This window comes from Actinoallomurus sp. CA-142502, from assembly GCF_050936355.1.
Classification (GTDB): Bacteria; Actinomycetota; Actinomycetes; order Streptosporangiales; family Streptosporangiaceae; genus Actinoallomurus; species Actinoallomurus iriomotensis.
The window spans coordinates 9,842,054-9,865,609 of record NZ_JBNJMY010000001.1 but is presented as its reverse complement, the minus strand read 5'-3'; the positions used below and the strand labels follow the sequence as shown (position 1 = coordinate 9,865,609).

Below are 23,556 nucleotides of genomic sequence, written 5' to 3'. Positions count from 1 at the left end.
AGGGCGTAGGTGCTCACACCTCGCTCCCTTCCGCTTCGGTCGGTGGCGTCCACTGTGCCACGCGGTGCGTCGGTGTGTGTCGTGGTTGCCGCACCGCTGAGACGTGGCTGCTGGTGTACGGCATGCTCTCCAGACGGTGGCCCGCCCAACGCCCGCCTGCTGAGCGACGCGCTGATGAGTGACGGCACCAGAACCCTCGCCCACCAGCAGCTCCCGGGCGGCGACGAGCATCGCCTCCCGGCTGCGCGCCGGAGACGGACAGAACGCTTCCGTGCTGGGCCGGAAGGACCGGCAGGACATAGCCGTTGAACTCGGCTTCCAGCGCCGGCCACGGCGGATCGCACACGCACGCTCTGTTCGCGGACCGCGCTTGCCGCCCGCGTCGCGTCAGCCACTTCACGAAATCCTCCTCGGACCGGTGCTGTCCACGGGCACCGCTCGCTCAGGCAGGGATAGACGCCTCGGTCCTGAGCGCGCCTGTGGCTTCCACCGGTACCCCTCCGAACCGGTGTCGGTGGCCGCGACGCCACTCAGGACCGAGACTCCCTCTCTCTACTCACAGCGAAAAACAGGATCGGCGTATCACAATGTCGTCTTCCATCCGCTCGGCCTGCACCGAGCAGACCACCGCCAGGACCGGGAGACGGCTTTGATTCAGCACCACGAACGGCAGGATCGGCTGGCCGGGTACGCGAGCGACTTCGCCGAAGTGGCCCTGGCCAACATCGTCCGGGAGTACCCCCATGTGATGCTGCATACGATGTCCGGCCCTGAAGACCGGCCGCGGCCTCGGGACGTCAATCCGGCGTTCTACGGCAGCTTCGACTGGCATTCCTGCGTGGAGATGCACTGGCTGCTGATCCGCCTCCTGCGCACCGCGTCAGAACAGGTTCCCGGGCAGCGGATCCGCGCCGCGCTGGATCGGCACCTGGCCGCCGAACCGCTGGCGGCCGAGGCCGCGTACATGGGCGACCCCGACCGCGGTATCTACCAGCGCCCCTACGGATGGGGATGGACCCTGTGGCTCATCCACGAAACAGCCACCTGGGACGACCCCGACGCCCGCCGCTGGACGACCGACCTCACCCCGCTCGCGGACGTACTCACCCAGAACTACCTGCGATGGCTCCCCAAAGCGACCTACCCGGTCCGCTACGGCGTCCACTCCAACACCGCCTTCGGGCTCTCCCGCGCCCTCCCGTACGCCCGCCACCGCGCTCGGCACGGCGACGGCACGCTGCTCACCGCCATCACCGAAAAGGCCCATCACTGGTACGGCGGCGACCGTGACTACCCCGCCCAGTGGGAACCCGCCGGTGTCGACTTCCTGTCGCCCGCCCTGGTCGAAGCCGAACTCATGACACACCTGCTGCCACGCGACCGGTTCGCGGACTGGCTGGACGGCTTTCTCCCGCGCATCGCCGACCGGCAGCCGGCGAACCTGTTCACCCCGGCCACCGTCTCCGACTCCACTGACGGCTACATCGCCCACCTCCACGGCCTCAACCTCAGCCGCGCGTGGTGCTGGCGCCGACTCGCCGAAACCCTCGGTGACGCCGATCCGCGTACGCCGGCCATGCTCCAAGCGGCACAACACCACGCGGACGCCGCCCTCACCCACGCCACCGGCAGCCACTACGCCGTCGAACACTGGCTCGCCTGCTACGCCGTCCTCCTGCTCACCTGAACAGCCCGACGCCAGTTGATTTCGGGTTGGTCGTCGCTCAGGAAGCAACCTTCGAGCCGCTCGTTGGTCTTAGAGCTATGACGTTCGATCAAGGCTTGGCCTCGTGCGGTGCCGACAGGCGGCAGGAGGCCGCCGACCCTGCGAGTCATCTGACGGAGTTGTTCCGGGTCCATCACATGTCGCTGGTCCGCCTGGCGCTCCTGATGGTGGGCGATCAGACGAGCGCGGAAGACGTCGTACAGGATGTTTACGCGCGGCTGCAGCGGCGGCACCGATCACGTCCTCCTGCGGACCTGGCCGCTTACGCCCGTGCCGCGGTGCTCAACGCGTGCCGGTCCCTGCTGCGCCGCCGGGCGCTGATGCGCCGGTTCGTGGAAGTGCCCCAGCCCGTCTGGTCAGCGGAGAACGACGTGCTGATCGCGGAGGACCGCCGGCGCGTTCTCCGTGCCCTCACCCGGCTGCCGCCCCGGCAGCGCGAGGCGATCATCCTGCGTTACTACCTCAACCTGTCCCAGGCCGAGATCGCCACATCGATGGGCATCAGTCCCGGCACCGTCAAGTCGACCCTTTCCCGTGGCCTGACCGCGCTGCGTGTCCAGTACGAGGAGGAGTAATGATCACAGAACTGCTGCGCGAAGCGCTGAGCGATGCCGCCGCCACCGTCGAGCACGTACGTCCGCTCACCGGCCGGGTCCGACGCAGGCGCCGCTGGGTCATCCCGGCCGCCGTCACCGCCACGGCCGTGACCGCGGCCATGGCCGTCACCGTGGTATCGACCCGGCCAGGCGATGTGACCCGGCCAGGCGATGTGACCCGGCCGGGCGAAGTAACCCGGACGAACGAGGGAGCCCTGCCGAGCGAGGTGCCCCTGCCAATAAAAGAGTCTCGGCCTCCGGCGCACGCACCGACCGCGTCGCGCTGGACGCTGGCGGCCTACACCGATGCCAAGTACGTGCTCGTCGGCGCGGGAACAGGTGGCGAACCGGTCGCGGTCAACGACGCGGCCACCGGCAAGCGGATCGCCCAGGTCCCCGTACCCCCAGGTTCGACCGGATACTGGGACACCGCAGGTGCCGGCGACAACCGCACCTTCTTCCTCACCAGCGTCGACTACAAGCGCGCGATCGTCTCCTTCTACCGGCTTCGCCTGAACGCGGACGGCTACCCACAGCAACTGTCCGAACTACCGCGGGCCACCCTGCACAACGGTCTGCAGGGAGAAGGTCCACAACTGCTCGCCGCTACGAATGGAGGCACCAAACTCGCGTACGTGACCGAGACCGGCGCCAAGTTGACCATCACGCACGGCGGATCCTCCATGACCGATGACGACAAGATCCGCGAGCGGATCCACATCATCGATCCCCGCACCGGGGACCAGCAGGCCATCAGCCTGCCGCAAGGAACCGTGATCGATGAACTGGTCTGGGCGCCGGACGGCCGGGCCCTCGCCTTCACCGAGGAGACCCCCGGCTACGGCTTGCGCACCCTCGACCCCGCCACCGGCACCATCCGCCATGTCGACCTGGGCGGCGACGATGGGGCGTTCCGCGCCGCCGACATCGGCTCGGACGGCGACATCGTGGCACTGACCTACCGCACTGGCGAGAATCACCTGGTCTGGTACTCCCTCGCCACCTCCAAGATCACCCGCGATGTGCCGCTCGAGCACTCCCACACCGACCAAGCAGTGGGGCCGACCATCGCCGGCGACGCCGCCGTGGTCGTGATCGGCGACACCATGTACCGGGTCACCGGCACCAGTGTTCGCACACGGCGCGTTGGCCATGACATCAATCTGGAAGGCACCTGGTAGATGCTGCGAGCGCCGGGGGGAATGACTCAGGACGCCATGCCGGTACGGCGAGGGCCGTCCGGGCCCGCAGGGGACGCGTGCGCTCGTGTCGTGCGGTGAGCCGGCGTGTCGCCGTCGGCCCGGCCGTGCCCCGCGGCATCGGCGTGCCGGGTCTCACCGGCCGGGGCGAGCAGCCAGTGGTGGAAGGCGGGATACTCGCGCGCCAGGCCCGCGGCGTCGAGCGCGTCCGCCAGCCGGCGGCGTTCCTCCGGCTCGGGTCGCCAGTGCTCGCGGAGCGTGGTCAGCGCACTCGCCGCCAGGGCGGTGAGCTGTTCCCTTGTCTCCGTCATCCCGATCGACGTGCACAGGTCACGGGCGTCGAGCGTCGTGCGGAGCAGCCGTACGACCAGGTCGGGGTCGCCCGGTTCGGTCTCCAGCCGGGCGGCGAGAGCGCTGATCCGTTCGCCGAGGTCCGTGAGCGTCCGGCCGTGTTCGCGTGCCGTGTCCGGCGCCGCGTACAGGCTCAGCGGGATGTCCTCGAACGTCGCCAGCCGTTTCAGCGTCGCCTTGGCCGTCTTGTTCCGCCGGTCGACGGCCAGCACCGCCTCGGCGAGGGCGCGCGCCCGCTCCCGCGCGGCCAGGGTGGTCGGCTCGTCCTGGCCGAGGGCCGTGGACAGCCGCAGTGCGACCTCGGCCTGCTCGCGCAGGAGCGTACGGTCGGTGCCGGCCGCTCCCGGCACGCTGAGGTCGGGGCGGCCGAGCCGTACGGCGCACCGCTCATAGGTCGTACGGACCGGGCCGGGGATGCCGCACGACTCCAGGTACTCGATCAGCGTGCGCAGGACGCCGGGGCCCGGTTGCCCGTCCAGCACGGCCTGGAGGTCGGGAACGGCTTCGGGCGAGCGCCCGAGGCGTACGCGCAGCAGCCCGAGGAACAGCCGGTAGTCCGGATCGTCCGGCACGAGCGTCACCGCGGCGAGCAACGGCTCCTCGCAGGCCGCCCAGTCGAGCCGGGCGCTCAGCGCCCGGTACAGCGTGTAGTGGTTCCAGTGGTCCGCCGGATCCGTCTCGACCGCGCGGCGGGCCGCGGACACCGCCTCGCCGCCGCGGCCGTCGAGTTCGAGCAGGATCTCGGCCAGGAGGCGATGGTGGTCGGCGACGTCCGGAGCGAGTGCGGCCGCGCGCCGGGCGTGCGGCTCGGCGTCGGCGTGGCGTCCGGCGGAGCACAGGTCCGATGCCGTGTCGTACGACGCCTCCGCCTCGGTCATCGGCTCACCACGACATGGAACTGTACGGCCTTCCCAGCCCGCGCGTCGCGGCACATCGCCACTCACCTCCGGGGTCCGGCCGGACGAACATCTCGCGCCGATCCGGGACGCCGTACCGACCTCGGGGCGACCACGGTCGCCATCGCGATCCCGCCGGCGAGGAACAGTCCGGCCGGGACGATCCAGCCGAGCTCGAAGCCGGCCAGCGGGGCGAGCACGGCCGGCCCCGCGCTCCGGGCGATCGGGACGGCCGCCCCGTAGGTCGCCTGCCAGGCGGCCGTGCCGCTGGTGGGCGCGAGCCGGTACCCGAGATCCCACGCGCCGACGGCGAAGCGGACCTCGCCGAGGACCTGGGTCACGATGCCCGCCCCCAGCCCGAGGGCGATCAGCGCGGGCGCGAGACGGTGCCCCAGCAGAGTCGTCCACAGCAGGCCGGACGACGTCGCGAGCAGGGCTGCGCCCGTGAGCAGAGCGTGCCGGGTTCGCTCGGCGGTCGCGACCCGGATGGCGACGCGGCGCTGCATCGCCATGACGCCCAGGGTGTTGGCGAGGAAGCACGCGGAGATGGTCCATCGCGGGACTCCGGACGCGTTGGTGATCATCAGCGGCAACGCGACGCTCAGCATGGGCATGTACAGGTAGAGCGCGGATGCGGCGACGGTCGCGACCAGCTGGGGCAGCGTCGCACGACCGGCCCCGCCCGCCACGGGACGGCCGGCCGACGCCGTCGGGGCCGGTGCGGAGATCCGGATTCCTCTCGCGACCAGCAGGCTCGTGACCAGGTAGAGCAGCGCGTCGCCGGCCACGACGACGCGCAGGGCCCCGATCTCGCCGAGACCCAGCGCCAGACCGCCCACGGCGGCGCCCACGGCCACGGCCCCGTTGCCGATGGACTGCAGCCTGGCCCGTTCGGTGACGGCGGCCGCCGGGTCCGCCGCGGCCTGGACGAGCGCGGCGCGCAACCCGCCCCAGGCGCTCTGGCCGCTGGCGTACACGAGGAACGCGCCGGCGACGAGGGCCGGTTCGCCGCCGAGCGCGAGGCCGAGCAGCCCGGCCGCGCAGCAGCCGAGGGTCGCGGCGCTGGTCGCGACGAGACCGTGGCGGTCGGCGAGGCGGCCGACGCGGCGCGAGAGCAGCGCACCCGCTCCCCAGCAGAGGGCGAGCAGGATTCCGACCCGGACGGGGCTCCAGCCGAGTCCGACCAGATAGGCCGCTGACGTGACGTAGAAGGCGCCGTCGCCGGTCTGGGCAAGAGCATGCGCCTGGCCGAGGCGGCGCAGCCGCGTCCGGCCGTCGTCAGCTGGTCTGCAGCCGCTCATCGCGAGTCCCCTTGATCTCGCTGAACGACGGGGTGGTCGCGAGGGTCGACACCGCCTGCCACAGCCGGACCGCGGCGTCCCCCCGCGGTACGGCGGTGAGCACCGGGCCGAAGAACGCGCGGTCCGCGACGTGCAGGATCGGAGTGCCGCCGTCGTCGGCCAGGGGTACCGTGGCCGCCTTGGTGCGGTTCCGCAGGTCCGCGTCCCAGGACGGGTCCTCCGCCGCCTCGGCCAACTCGGCCGGGACGCCGAGTTCATGCAGCGTCAGCGCGAGGTTCTGCGCGTCGTCACGGAGACCGTCGACGTGCCGCCGCCGTCCGAACACCTCATAGAAATCGGTCCACAGGTCCGCGTGAGGTGAGGCCAGCAGGGCGGCCGCGACTCGGGCGGGTCGCCACGCGCGCTCGTTGTAGTCGCGGTACCACGCCTCGAGCTCACGCCCTTCGTTCACCACGGACAGGCTCATCAACTCCCGGCGTACCGCCAGTCCGCTCTGCGTCTCGACCTCCGCGAGCCAGCTGCTGGTGATCCACGCGAACGGACAGGTCGGATCGAGGTAGGCCGTGACGGTGGGGACGATCAAGGTAGTTTCCACGGAAAGTATATTAGTTGACGTGGAAAGTATGCTGTCAAGGTGGAAGAACGAACCGCCCTGGACCACGCCACGGACGGCGACACGGTGAGCTCGATCGTCGACGCGTGGCGCGCGCGGCTGCCGGACCTCGACCCTTCGCCGTTGCTGATCCTGGGGCGCGTCCAACGCCTGGCCGCGATGTGCGATCCGCTTCTCCGGCCGCCGTTCGCCGCCGCGAGGCTGGCGCCCGGTGACTTCGACGTGCTCGCCGCGCTGCGCCGGAGCGCGCCGCCCCACGCCCTGTCGAACGGCGACCTCGCCCGGGCGACGCTGGTCACGCCCGGCGGAGTGACCAAAAGGATCGACCGGCTGGCCGCCGCGGGGCTGGTGACGCGAACCCGCGACCCGGCGGACGCTCGTGGACGCGTCGTGGCCCTGACCGAGGCCGGCCGGCAACTCGCCGACGAACTCATCCGCGTGCACATGGCGAACGAGTCGGCCATCATCGGGGCGCTCGACGGCGACGAACAACACCTGCTCGCGTCCCTGCTCGGCAAGTTGCTCGCGTCCGTCGAAGCCGGCCGGGGCTCCTAGCGCGGAGCCGATCGGGGTCGTCCATTCAGGCTTGATGCGCCCGAACGTTATTAGTTAAGTATCTTTACAGTCGCTGGTCACGTACTTACTGTGACGTCATGGATCGAGTCGCTTCCGTCCGATCCGTGATCGCCCGTACGGCCATGTCCGCGCCCCCGCCAGGACGCGTGTGCCCCAGCACGTGAAGGAGAACGTTCGTGACCGCACAGAACGACCGAGCGCGCCGTATCCGCCGGAAGCTTCTCGCGGTGGTCGCAGGCGGTGCCATGGTGGTCGCCGCCGGCGCCGTCCACGCCGGTGACGCTGTCGCCGCCGGCCTCGACCCGACCGTCGCACCGGGCGGCAACTTCAACCTGTCGGTGTGGGAACTCCAGCTCCCGATCGGATCGCCCGGCTCGCCGACCACGATCCCGCCGTCCCAGTTGAAGGGCGCGAACGGGTACACGAACCCGGCGTACTTCTGGACCGACAAGAACGACGGCTCGATGACCTTCTGGGACCCCGAGTCCGGAGTGACCACGCCGAACTCGAACTACGCCCGCTCCGAACTGCGCGAGATGAACGCCGATGGCAGCGCCGCGGACTGGTCCCTGTCCGGCACTCACAAGCTGTCGGCGACCCTGCGAATCGTCTCGGTGACGAAGAACGTCTGCGTCGGCCAGATCCACCTCGGCAGTGGCGGCTCGTCGACGAAGCCGCTGCTCGAGCTCTACTACCACTCCAACGGCGACGTCGTCCTCGGCCTCGAGAGGTCACCCGATGGCGGTCAGAACACCTACACCCTGACCAATGTGCCGCTCGGCACCCAGTGGAGCTATGTCATCGCGATCGTCGGCGGCAAGATTCAGATCACCGTCAACGGCACCACGAAGAGTTACTCGATCGCCTCGGGCTTCAACGCCTACCACCAGTACTTCAAGGCCGGCGACTACAACCAGTCCTCGTCGAGCAGCACCACCAACGGCGCGAAGGTCAAGTTCTACGCCCTGACCGTGTCCCACACCTGACCGCCCACCCGTTGGCCTCTCCGTCGCGACCCGTGTGACAGTCGACGGGAAGTTCGTGGTACCTGGCCTCAGGTACTGACGTCTCGATCTACAGTCACGTGGCGAAGCCGACGATCAGTGAGGAGCGCTACATGGGGGGACTGCAGTCCGGGGGAGGGACGAGCGCGGTCGCGGCGTCGGCGCACGCCGGGTGCGAGCGGTTCCGGTTGACCGATCCGTTCATCACCAGCAAGACCCGCAAGGCCCTGGCGGCGCAGGTCGGCCGGCCCGACACCAGCGCCGGGATCCCCGAGGCTCGATGGATGCGGGCGATGACCTTCGAGGGTCTTGTGCGCTCCGAACGCTTCGTCTCCGAGCTGCTCACCAAGACGGTCGGACAGCTGGGCCTTCCCCGGCCGAAGGCCGTGCGCCGGCGCGACTGCCACGGGGCCGTCGCGGTCACGGCCACGGAACTCGCGCAGGCTCACCAGAAGGCGAACTCCTCTGGTGAGACGACGATGTTGACCGCGCTCGCCGTGCCGTACCTCCACCTCGAGGACGTCCCCGACGCGACCGCCGTTCAGCCGGATTTCGCCATCGTCTGCCCCCGCGAAGGCGACGGCTCCTGGCTGATCATGGGTGATGCGAAGGACTACGAGCGGGTTCGCTCGCGCATCGACGACGGTCGGATGCTCAAGGGTTTCCTGCAGGTCGCCCTGGGCGCCGAGTCCGCCGCCGGCTGGAGCGAACTGCCGAGCGGCATGCGGGTTCACCGTCATGGCGCGCTGGCCGTGCCGCGCAACGCCTTCCTGCAGCCCGAAGCCGTGGTGGAGTTGCTGGACGACCACCGGGTCGAGGTCCGTACGAGGGCGGATGAACGCCTGGAGACGAAGGCGCGGCTCGGCGACGCTTCCCCGGCAGAGGAGGACCTGGCCGCCTACCTCGCCGATCTCACCGCGGCTTTCGACCCTCGCAGCTGTGTGACCTGCAACCTCTTGGCGTACTGCCGGGAAGAGCTGCGCGCCGCCGACGACCCGCTGGCCCTGCTCACCGAGATCGGAGTCGATCGTTTCGTACGGCCTGCCGTGGTCGGGCTCGTGTCCGGCACCGGGGAGGTCGGGCAGGCCCCGCACAGCGTCGTCGGACAGGTCAACGCCACCGTCAGCGGCCTCCCGTACTGGCCCGGACGCCTGCGTACCGACCCGTGCGGGTTGCCGGGCACCATCGAGCTGGTGCTGGTGAAGTCGGATGCCACGGCTCTCGGCGTGCACGGCGTGGCCGTGCGGAAGGTGGGGGCGGACGGGCCGGCCGGCTGGGTGCGGCGGGTCTTCGCCGACCCGCAGTCCCCGCTCACCCGCCGAGAGATGATGCGGATCCTCGGGAAGGCGATTCGCGAGGTCCGGGAGGCGGGCCTCGGGCCGGTCCACCTGGTCGTTCCGGACCGGCCGAGCGCCGACCTGCTGGCCACCGCCGCGGACTCGCTGGCCGGGGTCGAGCTGAGCCGGCTGCGCTGGCAGCACGACCTGGACAGCGGCCGGCCGGCCTTGACCTTCGATGGGGAGCCGGCCACGCTGCCGGACCCGCTTCACGCCGACGAGCGGCTCGCGGTCAGCTTCCTCCTGGAGGAGGACCGGGCCCGGGCCATGAGCCTGCGCACCCCCATCGTCGACCTGCGGGCGGTGCTGGCCGCACACGTGATCGCCGGCGGCCCGGCCGTCGACGCCGGCCGTCTCGACTACCTCGTCACGTGGGCCGAGGCGAGCGATCCGCTGGACCACCGCAAGGTCTCCGACAGCATCGCCGAGCAGCCGCAGACCCCCGGTGCCCGGCTCTCCAACTCCGTCTCCGACGCGATCGACAAGGCGCGGCGCGACGAGGACATGGGGGAGTACGACGCGCTCGTCGAGGCGGCGCTGGGCTACCGCGTCGAGGTGGTCGAGAGGGCGTTGGCGGTCCTCGGCGGGTTGCGGACCTCCCGGCTACGTGAGGTGCATCGCGTCCTGGAGGGTGACGCGCAGGAGATCTGGGGCCGCCGGGTGGCACTGCAGGCCTCCGACCTCGTCCGCTTCTCCCGGACGCACCGCACCTGGCGCAACACCCAGGTCGAGATGCTCGATGCCGACCGGAAGTGCGCTGACCAGCTCACCTGTCTGGCCGACGCATCGGTCGCGCGCGACAGGGCGACCGACGCGGGGGTCCGCGAGCTGGCCCTCGCGACCGTGGTCGACCTCGACCCCCTCCGCCTCGACGTGAAGTCACGGCGCCTGGCCGACGGGTCGACGGTCGTCGCACTGCACATCGACGACCGGAGTCTCGTCGAGCAGCCGAGTACGACCATCAAGGTTCAGGCAGGGTCGTTCAAGCTGGGGCAGCTGCCGGTCGGGACGCTCACCCGTACCGACGGCGTCGAGGGACTCCTCTGGGATCCCAAGGTCGTACCCGGCCTGGCCGTGGGCGACGAACTGGTCCTGGCCGACACCACCTGGTTCGGCAAGCCGCTCAAGTCCGGTCATGAGATCGCGGTGAAGCGGCCGTCGCTGGACAACCAGTCCGCCCCGAGGGCCACCTGCACCCCGGACGCCTACTCCGCGGACCCCGAAACCCACGAGTGGTGCTGCCGGCCGCACACGGTCGCCGAGGCGCAGTGGTCGGACACGCTGGCGGAGCGCCGGGGCCGTGGCGAGCTGAACCCCGAGGTCTGGCCACCCCTGATCGACGAGGAGCGGTTCGACGTCGGCCCGGACGATGAGGGGCCGCTGCCTCCGCCCACCTCTCCTCCCGACGGCCTGACCATCGACGACCTGGACTGAACCGCGATGACGATCACTTTCTCGCCCCCCGCCGCGTCGCCCGCCGACGCGCTGCACCACGAAGCCGCGGCCAAGGGGAACTTCGAAGCCGCCCAGAGTGCCGTCTCCGCACTCTCGTCGGTCCTGAGCGGTGATGCCGACCACGACAAGATCCTGCTGCGCGCCGCCGCCGGCGCCGGAAAGTCCTACGCGCTCGTGAGGATGGTCCGAGAGGCCATGGAGCATGCGAGCTGTACGCGGGTGGGTGTCACCGCCTTCGCCAACAAGCAGGTGTTCCCGCTGGCCGGTGAGTTGGGGAAGGAACTGGGCGCCTCCCGGGTCTGCCTCTTCGTGGCCGAGGACCGGGTGCCGGAACTCCCGCAGAACGTGCTCGACCACGTCTCCGTCGCGACCTCCACCGGCACCATCCCCGAGACATGCTCCGTGATCCTCGGAACCTCGCACAAGATGGGCGCATGGGGACAGCGGAAGCGGTTCCTCGACCACCTGGGTCCGGCCGCCAACGCCGAGCTTCCGTTCGACGTCCTGTTCGTCGACGAGGCATGGCAGCTCCCACTCCACCGGTACACCACGGTCGAAGGGCTGGCGCCCCTGTCCGTCGGCGTAGGCGACGTCGGCCAGCTGCCGCCGATCGACCCCAGCCAGAACCCATGGCGAGGCGACCCCGGCTACAACCCCTACCGTGCCTGGCCCACCGCGTTCGAGGACGACGAGAGGACCTTCACCGTCGATCTGCCCGCGGTGTGGCGTCCCACGGCCGCCCAGCTTCGCCTCTGGCGGACCTTCTACGGCGACTGGGACCGGCTGGACTGTGTCGCGGGCCCGGGCGACCGGTCCATCGAGCTGCCGGCCCTGACGGGAGCCGCCGCGGCGATCTGGGCGTCCGTCGCCACCGGCGACCCGACGCTGCTGGAGGTCGACGGCCTCCCAGATCCCGAAGCGGCGGACATCGACCCACCGCTGCTCGGCGTCGTCGAGGAACTACTCGTGCCGCTCCTGGAGGGCGGATTCACGGTCGTCCGCCGACGGTACGACGGGGTGGGCAACCCTGGGGACGAGGTCCGGACCACCTCCGACGCGCCATCCGGCGATCCCCTGATCGTCGTTCTCGCCACCCGCAACCAGGCCGTGGACGACGCCACCGCCATGGTCGAACGCCTCACCGAGAAGTACGACCTGCCCGATGGCGTGCTCCTCGCCTCGACCGTCGACTCCTGGCAGGGCCAGACCAACGCCATCACCGTCGCCATCCACCCGCTCTCAGGCGCCGACCAGCTCGATGAGTTCAACTCGGCCTTCGGCCGCCTCGCCGTCACCTGCACCCGCGCCACGCACGGGCTGCTGATGGTCGCCCGAGCCGGCCTCAACGATCTGCTGGGCGAAGCCCCCGCACGACCGGGCACGCCACTCGGCGAACCCGGGAACCGATCGCTTCCCCGCCAGACCCACCAGCGGATCCTCGCGACATTCAGCCGTGCGACGTTGAAACTCGACGCGAGCAACGGCGACGCCGGGTGACTCACCCGGATACCCGACGGCCTGATGGCGGCTGACGAATCGCGCCACTCACCGCCGTACGACGAACCGCCCCGCACCTCTTCGGAGGGCGGGGTGGTTCGTCGTACGCGGTGTCAGCGTGGCGCCGGCTCCCCATTCCACGAGCGCCTGGGTACGAGCCGGCGGCGCTCCGGCTTGCCTGTCAGGCTCAGGCCGGAGTGTCCGACGTGTTCTTCCGGGCGCGTCCGGCCTGTTTGGCCTTGACCGCGCTCTGCATGAACGGCGCGAGCTGGTCCAGGAGCTCCTGGAGCTTCGCGAAGTTCGCGTCCCCCAGGTCGATCGTGTACATCAAGCCGCCGAGCTCGAAGTCTCGCTTCGCCACGTCGTCTCCGTCACGGCCATCGATGTCATCGATCTTGATGGTCTTGGTTGCCAACTACCGGCCTTTCCATGTGAAGGGCGAGCCGCGGCACGTCGCCGCGAGCATCGCGAGAGATGGCGGGAGGCCCAGGAAAACCTCCGCCCGCGCATCGAGGTCCAACGAATGCGCGGGGCTCAGACTACGGCAGTCTTCCAGACCAAGATCATCTATTCGCGACACAGTACGGGGTCGTGCGAATGGGCTCGATCGGCCGGGAGCCGTCGGGGTGCCCCGAGCGCAACCGGCAAGCCGACCCTGCATGACCACACGTCGGTCGGCCGCCGGATCGACGAAAGCGCCGCGGCGGGCAGACCACCTCGGCCTGGGCCGGCCATCTCGGCCCGCCGCGGTCTCCGGTCAGAGTCCGAACAGCCGCTCCGCGTTGCGGTGGGTGATCGCCGCCCGCTCCTCGGCGGTCAGGTCGAGCCCGTCGATGAAGTCCGGCACCTTCCCGAGCTGCAGGAAGGGATAGTCGGTGGACCAGATCACCCGGTCGAGGCCGACGGTCGAGCGGACGAACTCGAACTCGGCGTGGTGTTCCATGCCGCTCGGGGTGACCCAGACGTTCGAGCGGTAGGTCTCGGTGATGGTCCGCGACAGACCCGTGTCACCCGGCGACAGGACGTCGTCGAGGCGATTCAGGAAGAATGGCACCATCTCGCCCCAGTGGCCGCTGACGACCTGCAGGTCCGGGAAACGGTCGAAGACCCCGCCGAGGATCATCCGCAGCACCTGGATCCCGGCCTCGTGGTGCCAGCCCCACCCGCCCAACGACAGCTCCGCCGTGACCTTGTCGCCGAATCCCGCGTAGTACGCCTGCTGGACCTGGGGAACCGGGACGAATGGGTGCACGTAGAGGGGCACCCCCAGCTCGGCGATCCGGGCCAGGACCGGCCGGTACATCGGGTCGTCGAGGAACCGCTCGCCCGGGCGGCCGAGGATCAGCACCCCGCGCATGCCGAGCCCGGACACGGCCCGGTCCAGCTCGGCGACGGCGGCGACCGGGTCCTGCCACGGTAGGGCGGCGAACCCGTGCAGCCGGTCGGGGTAGGTGGCCACCGCCGCCGCGAGGCGGTCGTTGGCCGCCTGGCACAGCGCGATGCCCGGATCGGTGGGCACCATCTGGACCGGGCTCGTCCAGGACACGATCTGCACGTCGATGCCGTGCTCGTCCATACGCCGGATCCGTTCCTCGCCGAGGTCGGTGCCGAGGCGGTACGCGGTCGCCTGGTCGACCGCGGGTGACCGTCCGGGTCCCGGCCGTACGGGCGCCGAGCTGGTGCTCTGGAAGCGCAGGTAAGGGGCCTCGCGGGCGAGCACCGGGCCGGCGGCCTCCATGATCGCCGGGTCGATCGCGTGTTCTTCGATGCAGATAAGAGTCATCTCGTCCTCGTGTGGTGTGGTCAGGAGCGGGCGGCGTCGACGGCGGGTCGGAGAACCTGCGTGCACCACTGGCGGAAGGTGGTCGGCGTGCTGTTCTCGGCGGTGCGGACGACACCCTCGTCGAGACCGTCGATCTTGGCCGTCGCCATGTCGGCCATCGCCCGGGCCATGCCGGGCGACGCGCCGAAGGAGAGCATGGCGGTCTCCAGCGACGCGGCCTCGACCTGCACGTAGCGCACCGGGATGCCGAGCACGTCGGTGATGACGGCGGCCATGTCGTTGCCCGACAGGTCTTCGGGGCCCAGCACCGGGACCTCGGCGAACCCGGCCCAGCCGCGGTCGAGCAGCAGGCGGGCGGCGGTGCCGCCGATGTCGCGGGTGGCCACCAGCGGCAGCTTGCGGTCGGGCGCGAGGGGCCCGGAGATCACACCGTCGCCCAGGATCGTGCGGATTTCGCGCAGCGTGTTGTCCATGAAGGTCGGGTTGGCGAGCGAGCGGTAGTTCGTGACCGTGGCGAACAGATCGTCCATGGCCAGCGAGGCGGTGACGTTGCCGGCCCGGCCGGCGACGGCGGTGCCCCGGCCCAGCGCCGAGACCCCGACGACGTGACGGACGCCGTGCGCGGCGACGGCCTCGACGCCCGGCCTGCTGGCCTCGACATAGGAGGTCATCACGTCGGGGGCGCGCAGGTCACTGGGCATCAGCCAGAACACCGCGTCGGCGCCGGCGAAGGCCTTGTCGACCACCGCGGCGTCACGGTGGGAGCCCTCCACGATCTCGACACGGTCGCGAACGGTGGCAGAGAGCCGCCCCGGGTCACGGACGACGACCCGGACGGCCTCGCCTGCATCGAGCAGCTGCTCGACGACCTGGCGGCCGATCTTGGCGGTGGGTGCGGTAACGACGATCACGAGTACTCCTCTGTACGGCGGAGAATGTAAACTCTACCGTACCGTTTACTTTCGCATTCGGCGCACCCGCGCTTCGGCGTCCCGGCCGGCCTAGGTCGGGAACGCGCCGTCGAGCAACGCGGCGAGCCTGGCGACCGGAGCAGCTCCTGGACCTCGTCCACCGTGCCGCCGGCGTCCACGACATCGCCGCCACGGGCATGACGAAGCCGATGCGGAGTGACTCGGCGATCGAGGCGCGCGGCCGCGGTGATCAGGTCGTTGATCGCGTCTGGCCCGCATCGGCCCCCGACCGGCTCACGGAACAGACCGAAGTCACCCGTCTGCACCCAAACGATCTCCGCCCGCTCGAACGCGTACTGGTCGTGAGTCCGGACCACCGGAAGTCAACCCCGTTCGGCTCCGCGCCCAGCCGGAGACGATCAAGGACGTGGGGAAGACCCAGGGGCCTCGTGTGGGCGCTCGGTGTCCGGCTGATGTGCGAGCAACTGATCCACTGGACGGGCCATGAGCCGCCTCGTCCCCGGATCAGAGGCCCCGCGGGAGGCAGGAACTTGTGAGTCGCACACGGCTCCGCTGAGCTGTCCGCGTGCGACGCGAGCGTGTCCGTTCCGGGCGGAGGACCCAATTCCGGACGAAGGGCTGCCAGCGCCGGAGCCGTCGTCGGACGCCGTGCTGCGGGTGGGGCTATCTGGGAGAGCAGGGTTTGCTCCGAGTCGCCCCGTGGGGCCCGGCGTGTCATATGCAGGCTGGAATGACGATCGTCGTCGTGTGATCGATATCGGGTTTGCACATCGCGCCCGGTCTGCGCACTTCCCTGTCGATGCCGGACAGGCAGTGCAGATGGAGGAGCGATGCAGCAGGAAACCCCTCAGCCCTCAGTGCAGCAGCGAGATGGAACAGCGCCGTCGTCGAATGAGCACGTGAGCACGCCGGGACTGATGGCCGTCGTGAACGCGATGCTCGTGGGCGTCCCCGCTGCCTACGCTGCCTCCCGTTCGGTCTTGATCACCGTGATCACGGGAGCGATCGCGTTTGGGGTCGTCCTCATGTGGCGCTGGATCCGCTGACTTCGAACCCTTCCCGAAAATATCTGGAGAAGGGACTGCACGTTCGGAGCTCCATACGACACTGATAGAGCAAAAGGGGGGCCACCGCAGCATGGCGGCGCCTCTGAACCACCCACCACAGGAGAAGGGCCACTCCATGTTGCCATCCCGCGGTCAGGCACTACGCCGACACCACACAAAGGAGAAGGCCCCTTGTACGCCCAGAGCGACCTCACCCCCGAAAATTTCGATGACTACTTCCGCTTCGACCTTCCTCGCCTGATCCGCTTCACGGTGCACCTTGGCGCGCCCTTGCCGGAGGCCGAGGACGTGGCGCAGCAGGCCATGCTCGATGTCTTCCGCCACTGGGACGACGTCACCGCGCCGGCCGCCTACACGCGCACCGCCGCCACGCGGATCTACCTGCGCGGCCGCAAGAACGCCAAGCGGGAGCATGAGGCGGTCCAGCGTAGCTGGATCCAGGAGACGAAGGAGCTGGCCTTCGACGGGGACGTCCAGTACGTCATGAACATGCTGGCCGGGCTGCCGACCGACCAGCGCGAGATCATGGCGTGGGCGATCGACGGCTACGGGCCCAGCGAGATCGCCGAGCTCACCGGCCGGACGGCCGCCACGGTCCGGTCTCAGCTGCGGCACGCGCGGCGCAAGCTCGCGCAGACCATCGCTCAGCGCAACCACGAGCCGACCAGGAAGGAGGACGGCGATGGATAAGGAGACCGACTTCGTACTCGACCGACTCCTCGATCAGACCGCCGAGTCCGCACTGGCCACTCTGACCGCGGGAATCGACATTGAACAGCGCCTCCGCGACCTCTACCGCGAGGCTGAAGAGGCCCCCTGAACCGATGTCCATGGTCCCGGGATCTATGATCCCGGGATCATTCGCATTGGGCGGGTGTCGGGAAGAGATACGCCCCAAGAGGTCAGGGCGTGAGGAGCGAATCGAAAACCCCTGTTGGTCGGGGCCTGTAGAGGTGCTGCGGCGAGTTCGTTACTGCGGTGGGCCGCGGCGGCGCGCAGCGTCGGCGCCTTGACGCTTTGAACGCTGATGCGAAGACGCCCCACCCTCGAATACGCGCATAGTACGTGGACGCCGACAACGAGCCGCCTCGGACGGCCTGGGGGAGCGCGATTGTGACCTGCGGTTCTTCTGGACGTGAGACGACGTTCGGTCGCGATGCACGATCAGCGTCGCCCGCCGTGCAGGGCTATGGCTCTGGTGAATCCGGTCGGGGAACTCGTCCGTTTGGCGGCAGCGCTCGCCCGGAGCCATACAGCGGTGACCTTTAGCCGGCTCGGGGCCGGTATGGACAGAACTTGAGCACGCGGCCGGTAGGGTATGCCGATCGGGTGCCTATGAGATGCCCAGGCTCACTTCTGCTTGAACATGCAGGTCAGCGCCCAGGATGCGATTTCGAGCGGTACACGGCCATCCGGTCTCCTCATTCGTCACCGAACGGCATTCTGTTCTAGGGTCTTGTCCGCCGGCGACGTCAGGCGTGTGGCTACGAGATGGCGAAGCGGGTCGCTGCGTTGCGGTGCGGGATCAAAGCCGGCGTTCTTTGGAATCGTCCAACATCTCTGCTGAGATCGAATGCGCGGATATTGGCACGGCGCAGGGGAGGCCCTGCCGCAGGCGGGAGAGGCTCTGGCGGAACTTCTCACCCCTCGTGAGGCGTCCAGCCTTACAAGGGTGGTGATCCGACGCTGCCCACGACGCCGTGTATCCCGTGCGTGGCGCCGCAATCCCCGGTCGGCGGTACACGGACGGAGCACTGAATGATCACAGGTCTGGTGACCGCTGTCGCCGCATCGGCTTGTTACGGCACCGGCTCGGTGCTGCAGGCTGTGGGTTCCCGCAAGTCGGCCCGCAGGGAGGCCGCCGCGATGTCCACGACGGGCATCACCTCCTACGGCGGCCCCAGCCTTCTGTCCACCGCGAAGGCTGCGGTGACCTGGGAGTTCCTGGCCGGAACCGTGCTGGACGTCGTCGGCTTCGGCCTCGGCGCGCTGGCTGCCAGGCTGTTGCCGCTGTTCCTGTCGCAGACAGTGATCAGCGCCAACCTGGTGATCACCGCGGTACTGGGCATCAAGATGCTGGGCATCCGGCTGAACCGGCCCGAGTGGTTCTCCATCGCCGTGGTCTGCTCGGCTCTGGTTCTGCTGGCCGGCGCGGCAGGTCACGAGGGAAGCGGCCGTACCTCGATCTCCACACATTGGTGGCTGCTGGTGGCCTCGGCACTGGTGATCGGCGGTGGCATCGTCGGGGTGCGCTGGCTGGGGGCGAAGGCCGCGATCCTGGCCGGGCTTTTGTCCGGCCTCGGCTTCGGCGCGGTCGGCGTCGGTGTGCGCGTGCTGAACGGCGCGGACCCGATCGCCCCTGGCGCGCTGCTGACCGACCCGGCCCTGTACGCCATTCTGACCGGCGGGGTTGGCGGCATGTACCTGCACACGGTCGCCCTCCAGATCGGTTCGGTCAACGGTGCGACGGCGGCCCTCGTCGTGGGTGAGACGGTGGTGCCCGGCGCCCTCGGCGTCGTCTGGCTCGGTGACGCATCGCGCCCTGGATACGCTTCGGTGGCGATCGCCGGATTCCTCTTGGCCGTCGCGGGTGCCGTAGCGGTCGCGCGGTTCGGTGAAACGGAGCAGGCCATGGCCGGGGCTCCGCTCCCGGAGGAGCTCTGACCTGCAGCGCTCCGGGCGCTCCCGCGCAAATGAAGCTGTGGGTTAAAAGTCCACAGCTGTGGAGAAATTACCTGGCTCTTCAGTATCCGGCGGTGGTCTTCACGCGCTCCGGAGCGATCGCCTCGGCGGACTCATCCACGAGTACAAGCAGGTCGCATAGGGTGACACCATTTTCGGCACCGACAGGTCCTGGGCAGGCCCGGCGGTTACGTCTCCTCGCCGACGCGGCAGCGGCCGTCGCCGTGGCGCTGAACGCTCCCGCGGGGACGTACAACATCGTGGACGACGAGCCACTGACCAAGCGCCGGTACGCCGACGCGCTCGCCCATGCCGCGGGCACGACCCTATGGCTACACGGACCAGGACGGGCCGCACTGGTCTTCGATGACCGCCTCACCTCGCTCACCCGTTCTCTGCGCGTCAGCAACGCCCGTTTCCGTACGACGACCGGCTGGGCCCGCGCTATCCCAGCGCTCGCGAGGGTTGGCCGGCCACCGCGGAGGCTCTGACGACTGCGTGACCGAGGGCTGGTCAGGTGAGCCAGTGGGGGCGGATGAACCCGATTCGTACGCCTGGACGACCAGTTGTGCGCGGTCGCGGGCGTCGAGTTTGGCCAGGATCCGGCTGATGTGCGTCTTGGCGGTCGCGGGGCTGATGGCCAGGCGTTCGGCGATCTCGTCGTTGGATCGCCCGGAGACGACCAGCCGGAGAACCTGTTCCTCGCGGTCGGTCAGGTGACGGAGGTCCAGCGGTTGCGGTGGCGTCCGGGATCGGGCGGTGAACTCGGCGATGAGCCGGTGGGTCACGGTCGGTGCGAGCAGTGCCTCACCGCGGGCGACGGCTCGCAGGCCGGTCAGCAACGCGACCGGCTCGGCGTCTTTGAGTGCGAAGCCACTGGCACCCGAACGCAGTGCCTGGTAGACGTACTCGTCCAGGTCGTATGTCGTAAGGATCACCACGCGCACCTGCGACAGCCGGTGTTCCGCGACGATGCCGCGAGTGGCGGCGATGCCGTCGAGTCCCGGCATCCGGATGTCCATCAAGACGATGTCCGGCCGGTGCTCGATGGCCAGCCGGACCGCCTCGTGGCCGGTGGCCGCCTCGGCCACCACCTCGATGTCGTCCTCGTCGAGCATGGCCCGCAGTCCGACCCGTACCAGCGGCTGGTCGTCGGCGAGCAGGATCCGTATCACGGCCGCTCCACCGCCGGCAGTCGCGCCCACACGCGGAAACCGCCGGTCTCGAGCGGCCCTGCCTCCAACTGCCCCCCGAGCAGCAGAGCCCGTTCGCGCATGCCGGACAGGCCGTGGCCGGGCCGGCGCGCACTGTCCTCGAACGCACCGGGTCCGTCGTCGCACACCTCGATGATCAAGCCGTCCGGCGCGTGCACGATGCGGATGCGTACGAGCTGCGCCCGCGCGTGCCGGACCGCGTTGGTCAGGGCCTCCTGGACGATACGGAACGCGTCGGACTCCACGGGCGCCGGCAGGTCACGCGGTGTCCCGTCGACATCCAGCTCGACACGGACATCGGCCGAGTTCGCCCGCTCGACGATTACGGGAAGCCGGGCCAGGGTCGGTACCGGGTTCGTGCCGATCGCCGGATCGGCGGCATCGCTCCGCAACACCCGCAGGGTCGTGCGGACCTCGTCCAGCGCCTCGTGCGCGGCGGCACGGATCGTCTCCAGCGCCTGATCGGCGAACTCCGGCCGGCTGCGCCGGCGCATGATCGCTGCCCCGGACTGAGCCGTATTGGACTCTTCTAAGAAGAACCGAGTGCGCGGCTAACCCAACGAGGCCCGCGAAGCGAAAAACCCTCCTGCGGCAGCAACCCGTGGGGGCGTGGGGGGCGGAGCCCCTCACATCGGGGGTTCCAGGGGGTCGCCCCCCTGGGTCACACGGCGCCCCCTGCAGGGCGTACAGAACATGGGAACAGGAGCTTCAAGGTCCTTGGTCATTGAGGATTGTGTTCCTCTACCTAGGTCGCCTCGTCATCTTGGCAGCCGTGACTGAGGAACGTACCGAGCGGGCGATCCGGTGGATGTGCACCAGCGTGCTCGTGCTGGTCGACAGGCGCGACCACGCCCATGGGCGCTGTACGGAAGCCGGATCATCTGGGGGCGGCGGGACCGGCCTCTTGAGCTGGGCACGTCCATGGGTTCTGCGGGGACCACATTGGCAGGTCGGCAGATCGACGCGGTCTACGGCGTAGACGGTCAGACGATGACCGAGCGACTTCGCAAGCGGGGCTGGCGACCGACTTGTTGACGTCCCCCAGCCGCAGTGTGGCGATGCGCGCGACATGCAACGCGGCCACCGATTTGGGACGGCTTTGCGCGTGATTCACTGTTTCCTAAATTCGCCCTAGTAGGAAACTTGACGAGGTGTATCTACTCTGTCATCCTGCAATGTTCTCCTTAATATTTGTAGCTGAAAGGCCGAACCCTCTTGACCTCGAACTTTTCTGCGATACGCCCATCGGTACCGCCCCCTCGGCCCTTGCCTGTACTGGTCCTTGCCGATGTGAGCGGCAGCATGGCGGAAGCCGGCAAGATCGACGTGCTCAACCGGTGCGTTGCCTCGATGATCCGGTCGTTCGCTGGCGAGGACACGATTCGCGGAGAGATCGTGGTCGGGGTAGTGACTTTCGGAGGGGTCGAGGCGACGTTGCACCAGCCGATCGCACCCGCGGCCGAGGTCGTCTGGCAGGACATGACTCCGTTCGGACGCACGCCGCTCGGACAGGCGTTCGACCTGGCGAACGTCCTGCTGGCCGACGAGAGCGTCATCTCGCGGCGAGCGTTTCTGCCGACGCTCGTCCTTGTCTCCGATGGCCTGCCGACAGATGAATGGCGGGAGCCGCTCGACCGTCTTCTCGCCTCGCCGCGCGGGGGCAAGGCCGTACGTCTCGCGGTCGGCGTGGGCCAGGACATGGATGAAGACGCCTTCGACGTCCTCCGTGCGTTCATCGACAATCCGGCGATCCAGCCGGTCCGTGCCGATGACGCACACCTGCTCTCTCGGTACTTCTCCTGGGTCACCATGAGCGTCACCCAAAGGGCTCGTAGCACACGGCCGAATGACATAGCGCATATCTCCAACGATGAATTGGACGATCTACTCGGCTGACCTGGCGTTATTGACAGGAATCGGCAGATAGCGGAACACGGGGGCGGTGACTTACGACCATGTCGTTCGAACCGTGGAACGTCACGAACGCGGTCGTCCGGGACGAGCACGCGCAGACGCTCCGGCTGACGCGGCTTCTGGGCTCGGGAGGCCAAGGCGAGGTATGGGCAGCGGGGGAGAGAATCGCAGTCAAGATCCTGCATGCGCGGACCTCACGGGCAGCGACGAGGTTGCGGCAACGGCTTCGCATGGTGAAGGGGTTGGATCTGGAAGGACTACCAATCTCCCAGCCGCTGGCCATGCTCGCCGAGCCGAAGGTGGGCTACACGATGGAGCTGCTCAGCGACATGGTCGGGCTCCGGTCGTTGGCTGTTCCTCCACGGCGGACGGACGTCGCGGACTGGTATGCGGCTACCGGCGGGCTCCGCCGCAGATTGCGCATCTTGGCGGGGACTGCGGAAGCACTGGCGAGCCTGCACGCACGGGGAATTGTTTACGGCGACCCTTCGCCGGCGAACGTCCTGATCTCGGAGTCTCCCGATCACTCCCAGGTGTGGCTGATCGACGTGGACAACCTTGAAGTCGAGTCGGGGGTGCCCGATCAAGCCCTTATGACCTATGGGTACGCGGCGCCGGAGTTGGTCTCCGGGCGTATGGGGATCTCGAGCCTCAGCGACGCTTACGCCTTCGCAGTGATCGCTTTCGAGACCCTGGCGCTCGTTCATCCCTTCCTCGGTGACATCGTGGAGGAGGGCGAACCGGAGTGGCAGGACCGGGCGTTCGCCGGGGAACTCCCGTGGATCGACGATCCCGATGATGACCAGAACCGATCGAGTTATGGCCTGAGCCGGCAGGTAGTGCTGACTTCCGGCTTGCGTCGGCTGGCGAAAGAGACCTTCGGCGAAGGGAGGCTCCACCCGATCAGTCGGCCCACGGTCGCCGAATGGCGAACGAAGCTCCAAGCAGCGACCGACCTGACCGTACGGTGCTCAAGCTGTACCCACACCTCTTTTGTCGGTCAGGGCGCCTGCCCGTGGTGCGGCGGCACGATGCCGGAGTCGGTGGTCGCATCGGTGTACCTCGCCGTGCCCGAAGACGAGCGTCTGGCCCCGGTGAATGAAGCGCTCGCTCTGGCCTCGGGAGAGCAACTCGAGGTGAGCGCGCGTACCGCAGGTCTGGACAGCGAGGAGTCCGCGTCCGTCGCCTGGATTTTTTGGGAACGGGAACGCAGGCTGACGGTTCGCAACGGCGGTCGGCGCCCGCTCTGGCTGAGCCCGCGCACCGGGGGTGCGTATGTGGTCGTGGAGCCGGATTCCCAGATGTCGGTTCCGGCGTATGCGGCAGCCCCTGAGTGGGCTGTGCATTTCGGACCGCAGTCGCAGCTGCACCGCGCCCTGTTGTTCCGTACGTTCGGCTGAGGAGAACGGTTAT

General features: G+C 69.1%; 21 protein-coding genes and 1 pseudogene. 13 read left to right on the top strand and 9 right to left on the bottom strand.

The window, feature by feature from the left end:
* The first annotated feature begins 649 nt into the window (after positions 1-649).
* The 3 genes from ACQEV1_RS46120 to ACQEV1_RS46110 all read left to right on the top strand — a co-directional run bounded on the left by ACQEV1_RS46120 (position 650) and on the right by ACQEV1_RS46110 (position 3,503).
* The gene (locus ACQEV1_RS46120; RefSeq protein ID WP_433403693.1) at positions 650-1,687 is read left to right on the top strand and encodes a DUF2891 domain-containing protein; all 1,038 of its coding nucleotides are present in this window, start codon (positions 650-652) and stop codon (positions 1,685-1,687) included.
* A 95-nt stretch (positions 1,688-1,782) separates the two neighbouring features.
* The gene (locus tag ACQEV1_RS46115; RefSeq protein WP_433406124.1) at positions 1,783-2,301 is read left to right on the top strand and encodes an RNA polymerase sigma factor; all 519 of its coding nucleotides are present in this window, start codon (positions 1,783-1,785) and stop codon (positions 2,299-2,301) included.
* A 140-nt stretch (positions 2,302-2,441) separates the two neighbouring features.
* Positions 2,442-3,503 carry a TolB family protein gene (locus ACQEV1_RS46110; protein ID WP_433403690.1) on the top strand — a complete coding sequence of 354 codons (1,062 nt, stop codon included), beginning with the start codon at positions 2,442-2,444 and terminating at the stop codon, positions 3,501-3,503.
* 26 nt (positions 3,504-3,529) lie between these two features.
* On the opposite strand, the gene ACQEV1_RS46105 is transcribed toward ACQEV1_RS46110, so the two are convergent.
* The 3 genes from ACQEV1_RS46105 to ACQEV1_RS46095 all read right to left on the bottom strand — a co-directional run bounded on the left by ACQEV1_RS46105 (position 3,530) and on the right by ACQEV1_RS46095 (position 6,664).
* Positions 3,530-4,750 carry a tetratricopeptide repeat protein gene (locus ACQEV1_RS46105; protein WP_433403687.1) on the bottom strand — a complete coding sequence of 407 codons (1,221 nt, stop codon included), beginning with the start codon at positions 4,748-4,750 and terminating at the stop codon, positions 3,530-3,532.
* 62 nt (positions 4,751-4,812) lie between these two features.
* Complete coding sequence (locus tag ACQEV1_RS46100; RefSeq protein WP_433403684.1) at positions 4,813-6,069, bottom strand: hypothetical protein; 1,257 nt, start codon at positions 6,067-6,069, stop codon at positions 4,813-4,815.
* A complete protein-coding gene (locus ACQEV1_RS46095) occupies positions 6,047-6,664 on the bottom strand; it encodes a mycothiol-dependent nitroreductase Rv2466c family protein (RefSeq protein WP_433403681.1) in 618 nt (205 codons plus the stop codon). Before ACQEV1_RS46095 ends, ACQEV1_RS46100 begins: the two co-directional genes overlap by 23 nt.
* Before the next feature lie 39 nt (positions 6,665-6,703).
* Between ACQEV1_RS46095 and ACQEV1_RS46090 the strand changes: the two genes are divergently transcribed.
* From ACQEV1_RS46090 to ACQEV1_RS46075, 4 genes are all read left to right on the top strand, one after another.
* The gene (locus ACQEV1_RS46090) at positions 6,704-7,237 is read left to right on the top strand and encodes a MarR family winged helix-turn-helix transcriptional regulator (RefSeq protein WP_285626374.1); all 534 of its coding nucleotides are present in this window, start codon (positions 6,704-6,706) and stop codon (positions 7,235-7,237) included.
* Between the two features lie 197 nt (positions 7,238-7,434).
* Positions 7,435-8,244, top strand: a complete 810-nt coding sequence (locus tag ACQEV1_RS46085) for a polysaccharide lyase family 7 protein (RefSeq protein ID WP_433403678.1) — start codon at positions 7,435-7,437, stop codon at positions 8,242-8,244.
* 131 nt (positions 8,245-8,375) lie between these two features.
* Complete coding sequence (locus ACQEV1_RS46080) at positions 8,376-11,033, top strand: hypothetical protein (RefSeq protein WP_433403675.1); 2,658 nt, start codon at positions 8,376-8,378, stop codon at positions 11,031-11,033.
* Between the two features lie 6 nt (positions 11,034-11,039).
* Positions 11,040-12,551 carry a hypothetical protein gene (locus ACQEV1_RS46075; RefSeq protein ID WP_433403672.1) on the top strand — a complete coding sequence of 504 codons (1,512 nt, stop codon included), beginning with the start codon at positions 11,040-11,042 and terminating at the stop codon, positions 12,549-12,551.
* 187 nt (positions 12,552-12,738) lie between these two features.
* Here the strand turns inward: ACQEV1_RS46075 and ACQEV1_RS46070 are convergent, their stop codons facing one another.
* The 3 genes from ACQEV1_RS46070 to ACQEV1_RS46060 form a co-directional block, all read right to left on the bottom strand.
* Positions 12,739-12,966 carry an Lsr2 dimerization domain-containing protein gene (locus ACQEV1_RS46070; protein WP_285626381.1) on the bottom strand — a complete coding sequence of 76 codons (228 nt, stop codon included), beginning with the start codon at positions 12,964-12,966 and terminating at the stop codon, positions 12,739-12,741.
* Positions 12,967-13,308: 342 nt separating this feature from the next.
* Complete coding sequence (locus ACQEV1_RS46065) at positions 13,309-14,334, bottom strand: amidohydrolase family protein (RefSeq protein WP_433403669.1); 1,026 nt, start codon at positions 14,332-14,334, stop codon at positions 13,309-13,311.
* Positions 14,335-14,354: 20 nt separating this feature from the next.
* Positions 14,355-15,245, bottom strand: a complete 891-nt coding sequence (locus ACQEV1_RS46060; RefSeq protein WP_433403666.1) for an NAD(P)H-binding protein — start codon at positions 15,243-15,245, stop codon at positions 14,355-14,357.
* Positions 15,246-16,096: 851 nt separating this feature from the next.
* Between ACQEV1_RS46060 and ACQEV1_RS46055 the strand changes: the two genes are divergently transcribed.
* The 4 genes from ACQEV1_RS46055 (at position 16,097) to ACQEV1_RS46040 (ending at position 18,997) form a co-directional block, all read left to right on the top strand.
* A complete protein-coding gene (locus tag ACQEV1_RS46055; protein ID WP_433403663.1) occupies positions 16,097-16,312 on the top strand; it encodes a hypothetical protein in 216 nt (71 codons plus the stop codon).
* Between the two features lie 192 nt (positions 16,313-16,504).
* On the top strand, positions 16,505-17,023 hold the full coding sequence (locus tag ACQEV1_RS46050) for an RNA polymerase sigma factor (RefSeq protein WP_433403660.1): 519 nt from the start codon (positions 16,505-16,507) through the stop codon (positions 17,021-17,023).
* Positions 17,016-17,153: a hypothetical protein gene (locus ACQEV1_RS46045; RefSeq protein ID WP_285632514.1), complete on the top strand. Its 138-nt coding sequence runs from the start codon at positions 17,016-17,018 to the stop codon at positions 17,151-17,153. Before ACQEV1_RS46050 ends, ACQEV1_RS46045 begins: the two co-directional genes overlap by 8 nt.
* 938 nt (positions 17,154-18,091) lie before the next feature.
* A complete protein-coding gene (locus tag ACQEV1_RS46040; protein WP_285630350.1) occupies positions 18,092-18,997 on the top strand; it encodes a hypothetical protein in 906 nt (301 codons plus the stop codon).
* Between the two features lie 350 nt (positions 18,998-19,347).
* Here the strand turns inward: ACQEV1_RS46040 and ACQEV1_RS46035 are convergent, their stop codons facing one another.
* The 3 genes and pseudogenes from ACQEV1_RS46035 to ACQEV1_RS46025 form a co-directional block, all read right to left on the bottom strand.
* Complete coding sequence (locus tag ACQEV1_RS46035; RefSeq protein ID WP_433403656.1) at positions 19,348-20,190, bottom strand: response regulator; 843 nt, start codon at positions 20,188-20,190, stop codon at positions 19,348-19,350.
* Positions 20,187-20,624 carry a sensor histidine kinase gene (locus ACQEV1_RS46030; RefSeq protein ID WP_433406122.1) on the bottom strand — a complete coding sequence of 146 codons (438 nt, stop codon included), beginning with the start codon at positions 20,622-20,624 and terminating at the stop codon, positions 20,187-20,189. Before ACQEV1_RS46030 ends, ACQEV1_RS46035 begins: the two co-directional genes overlap by 4 nt.
* A pseudogene (locus ACQEV1_RS46025) lies at positions 20,622-20,732 on the bottom strand (hypothetical protein); the annotation flags it as partial. The pseudogene ACQEV1_RS46025 and the gene ACQEV1_RS46030, both read right to left, overlap by 3 nt.
* Before the next feature lie 763 nt (positions 20,733-21,495).
* On the opposite strand from ACQEV1_RS46025, the gene ACQEV1_RS46020 reads away from it, so the two are divergent.
* Together ACQEV1_RS46020 and ACQEV1_RS46015 are read left to right on the top strand one after the other, a co-directional pair.
* Complete coding sequence (locus ACQEV1_RS46020; RefSeq protein ID WP_433403654.1) at positions 21,496-22,125, top strand: vWA domain-containing protein; 630 nt, start codon at positions 21,496-21,498, stop codon at positions 22,123-22,125.
* 59 nt (positions 22,126-22,184) lie between these two features.
* Positions 22,185-23,543 (top strand): protein kinase domain-containing protein, encoded by a 1,359-nt coding sequence (locus ACQEV1_RS46015; RefSeq protein ID WP_433403652.1) that lies wholly within the window; start codon positions 22,185-22,187, stop codon positions 23,541-23,543.
* Positions 23,544-23,556: the final 13 nt, after the last annotated feature.

Coding starts and splice junctions, on each gene's coding strand:
- ACQEV1_RS46055 (WP_433403663.1), top strand. CDS start 16,097: ATGCAGCAGGAAACCCCTCAGCCCTCAGTGCAGCAGCGAGATGGAACA.
- ACQEV1_RS46045 (WP_285632514.1), top strand. CDS start 17,016: ATGGATAAGGAGACCGACTTCGTACTCGACCGACTCCTCGATCAGACC.
- ACQEV1_RS46100 (WP_433403684.1), bottom strand. CDS start 6,069: ATGAGCGGCTGCAGACCAGCTGACGACGGCCGGACGCGGCTGCGCCGC.
- ACQEV1_RS46015 (WP_433403652.1), top strand. CDS start 22,185: ATGTCGTTCGAACCGTGGAACGTCACGAACGCGGTCGTCCGGGACGAG.
- ACQEV1_RS46040 (WP_285630350.1), top strand. CDS start 18,092: ATGATCACAGGTCTGGTGACCGCTGTCGCCGCATCGGCTTGTTACGGC.
- ACQEV1_RS46110 (WP_433403690.1), top strand. CDS start 2,442: ATGGCCGTCACCGTGGTATCGACCCGGCCAGGCGATGTGACCCGGCCA.
- ACQEV1_RS46080 (WP_433403675.1), top strand. CDS start 8,376: ATGGGGGGACTGCAGTCCGGGGGAGGGACGAGCGCGGTCGCGGCGTCG.
- ACQEV1_RS46075 (WP_433403672.1), top strand. CDS start 11,040: ATGACGATCACTTTCTCGCCCCCCGCCGCGTCGCCCGCCGACGCGCTG.
- ACQEV1_RS46065 (WP_433403669.1), bottom strand. CDS start 14,334: ATGACTCTTATCTGCATCGAAGAACACGCGATCGACCCGGCGATCATG.
- ACQEV1_RS46105 (WP_433403687.1), bottom strand. CDS start 4,750: ATGACCGAGGCGGAGGCGTCGTACGACACGGCATCGGACCTGTGCTCC.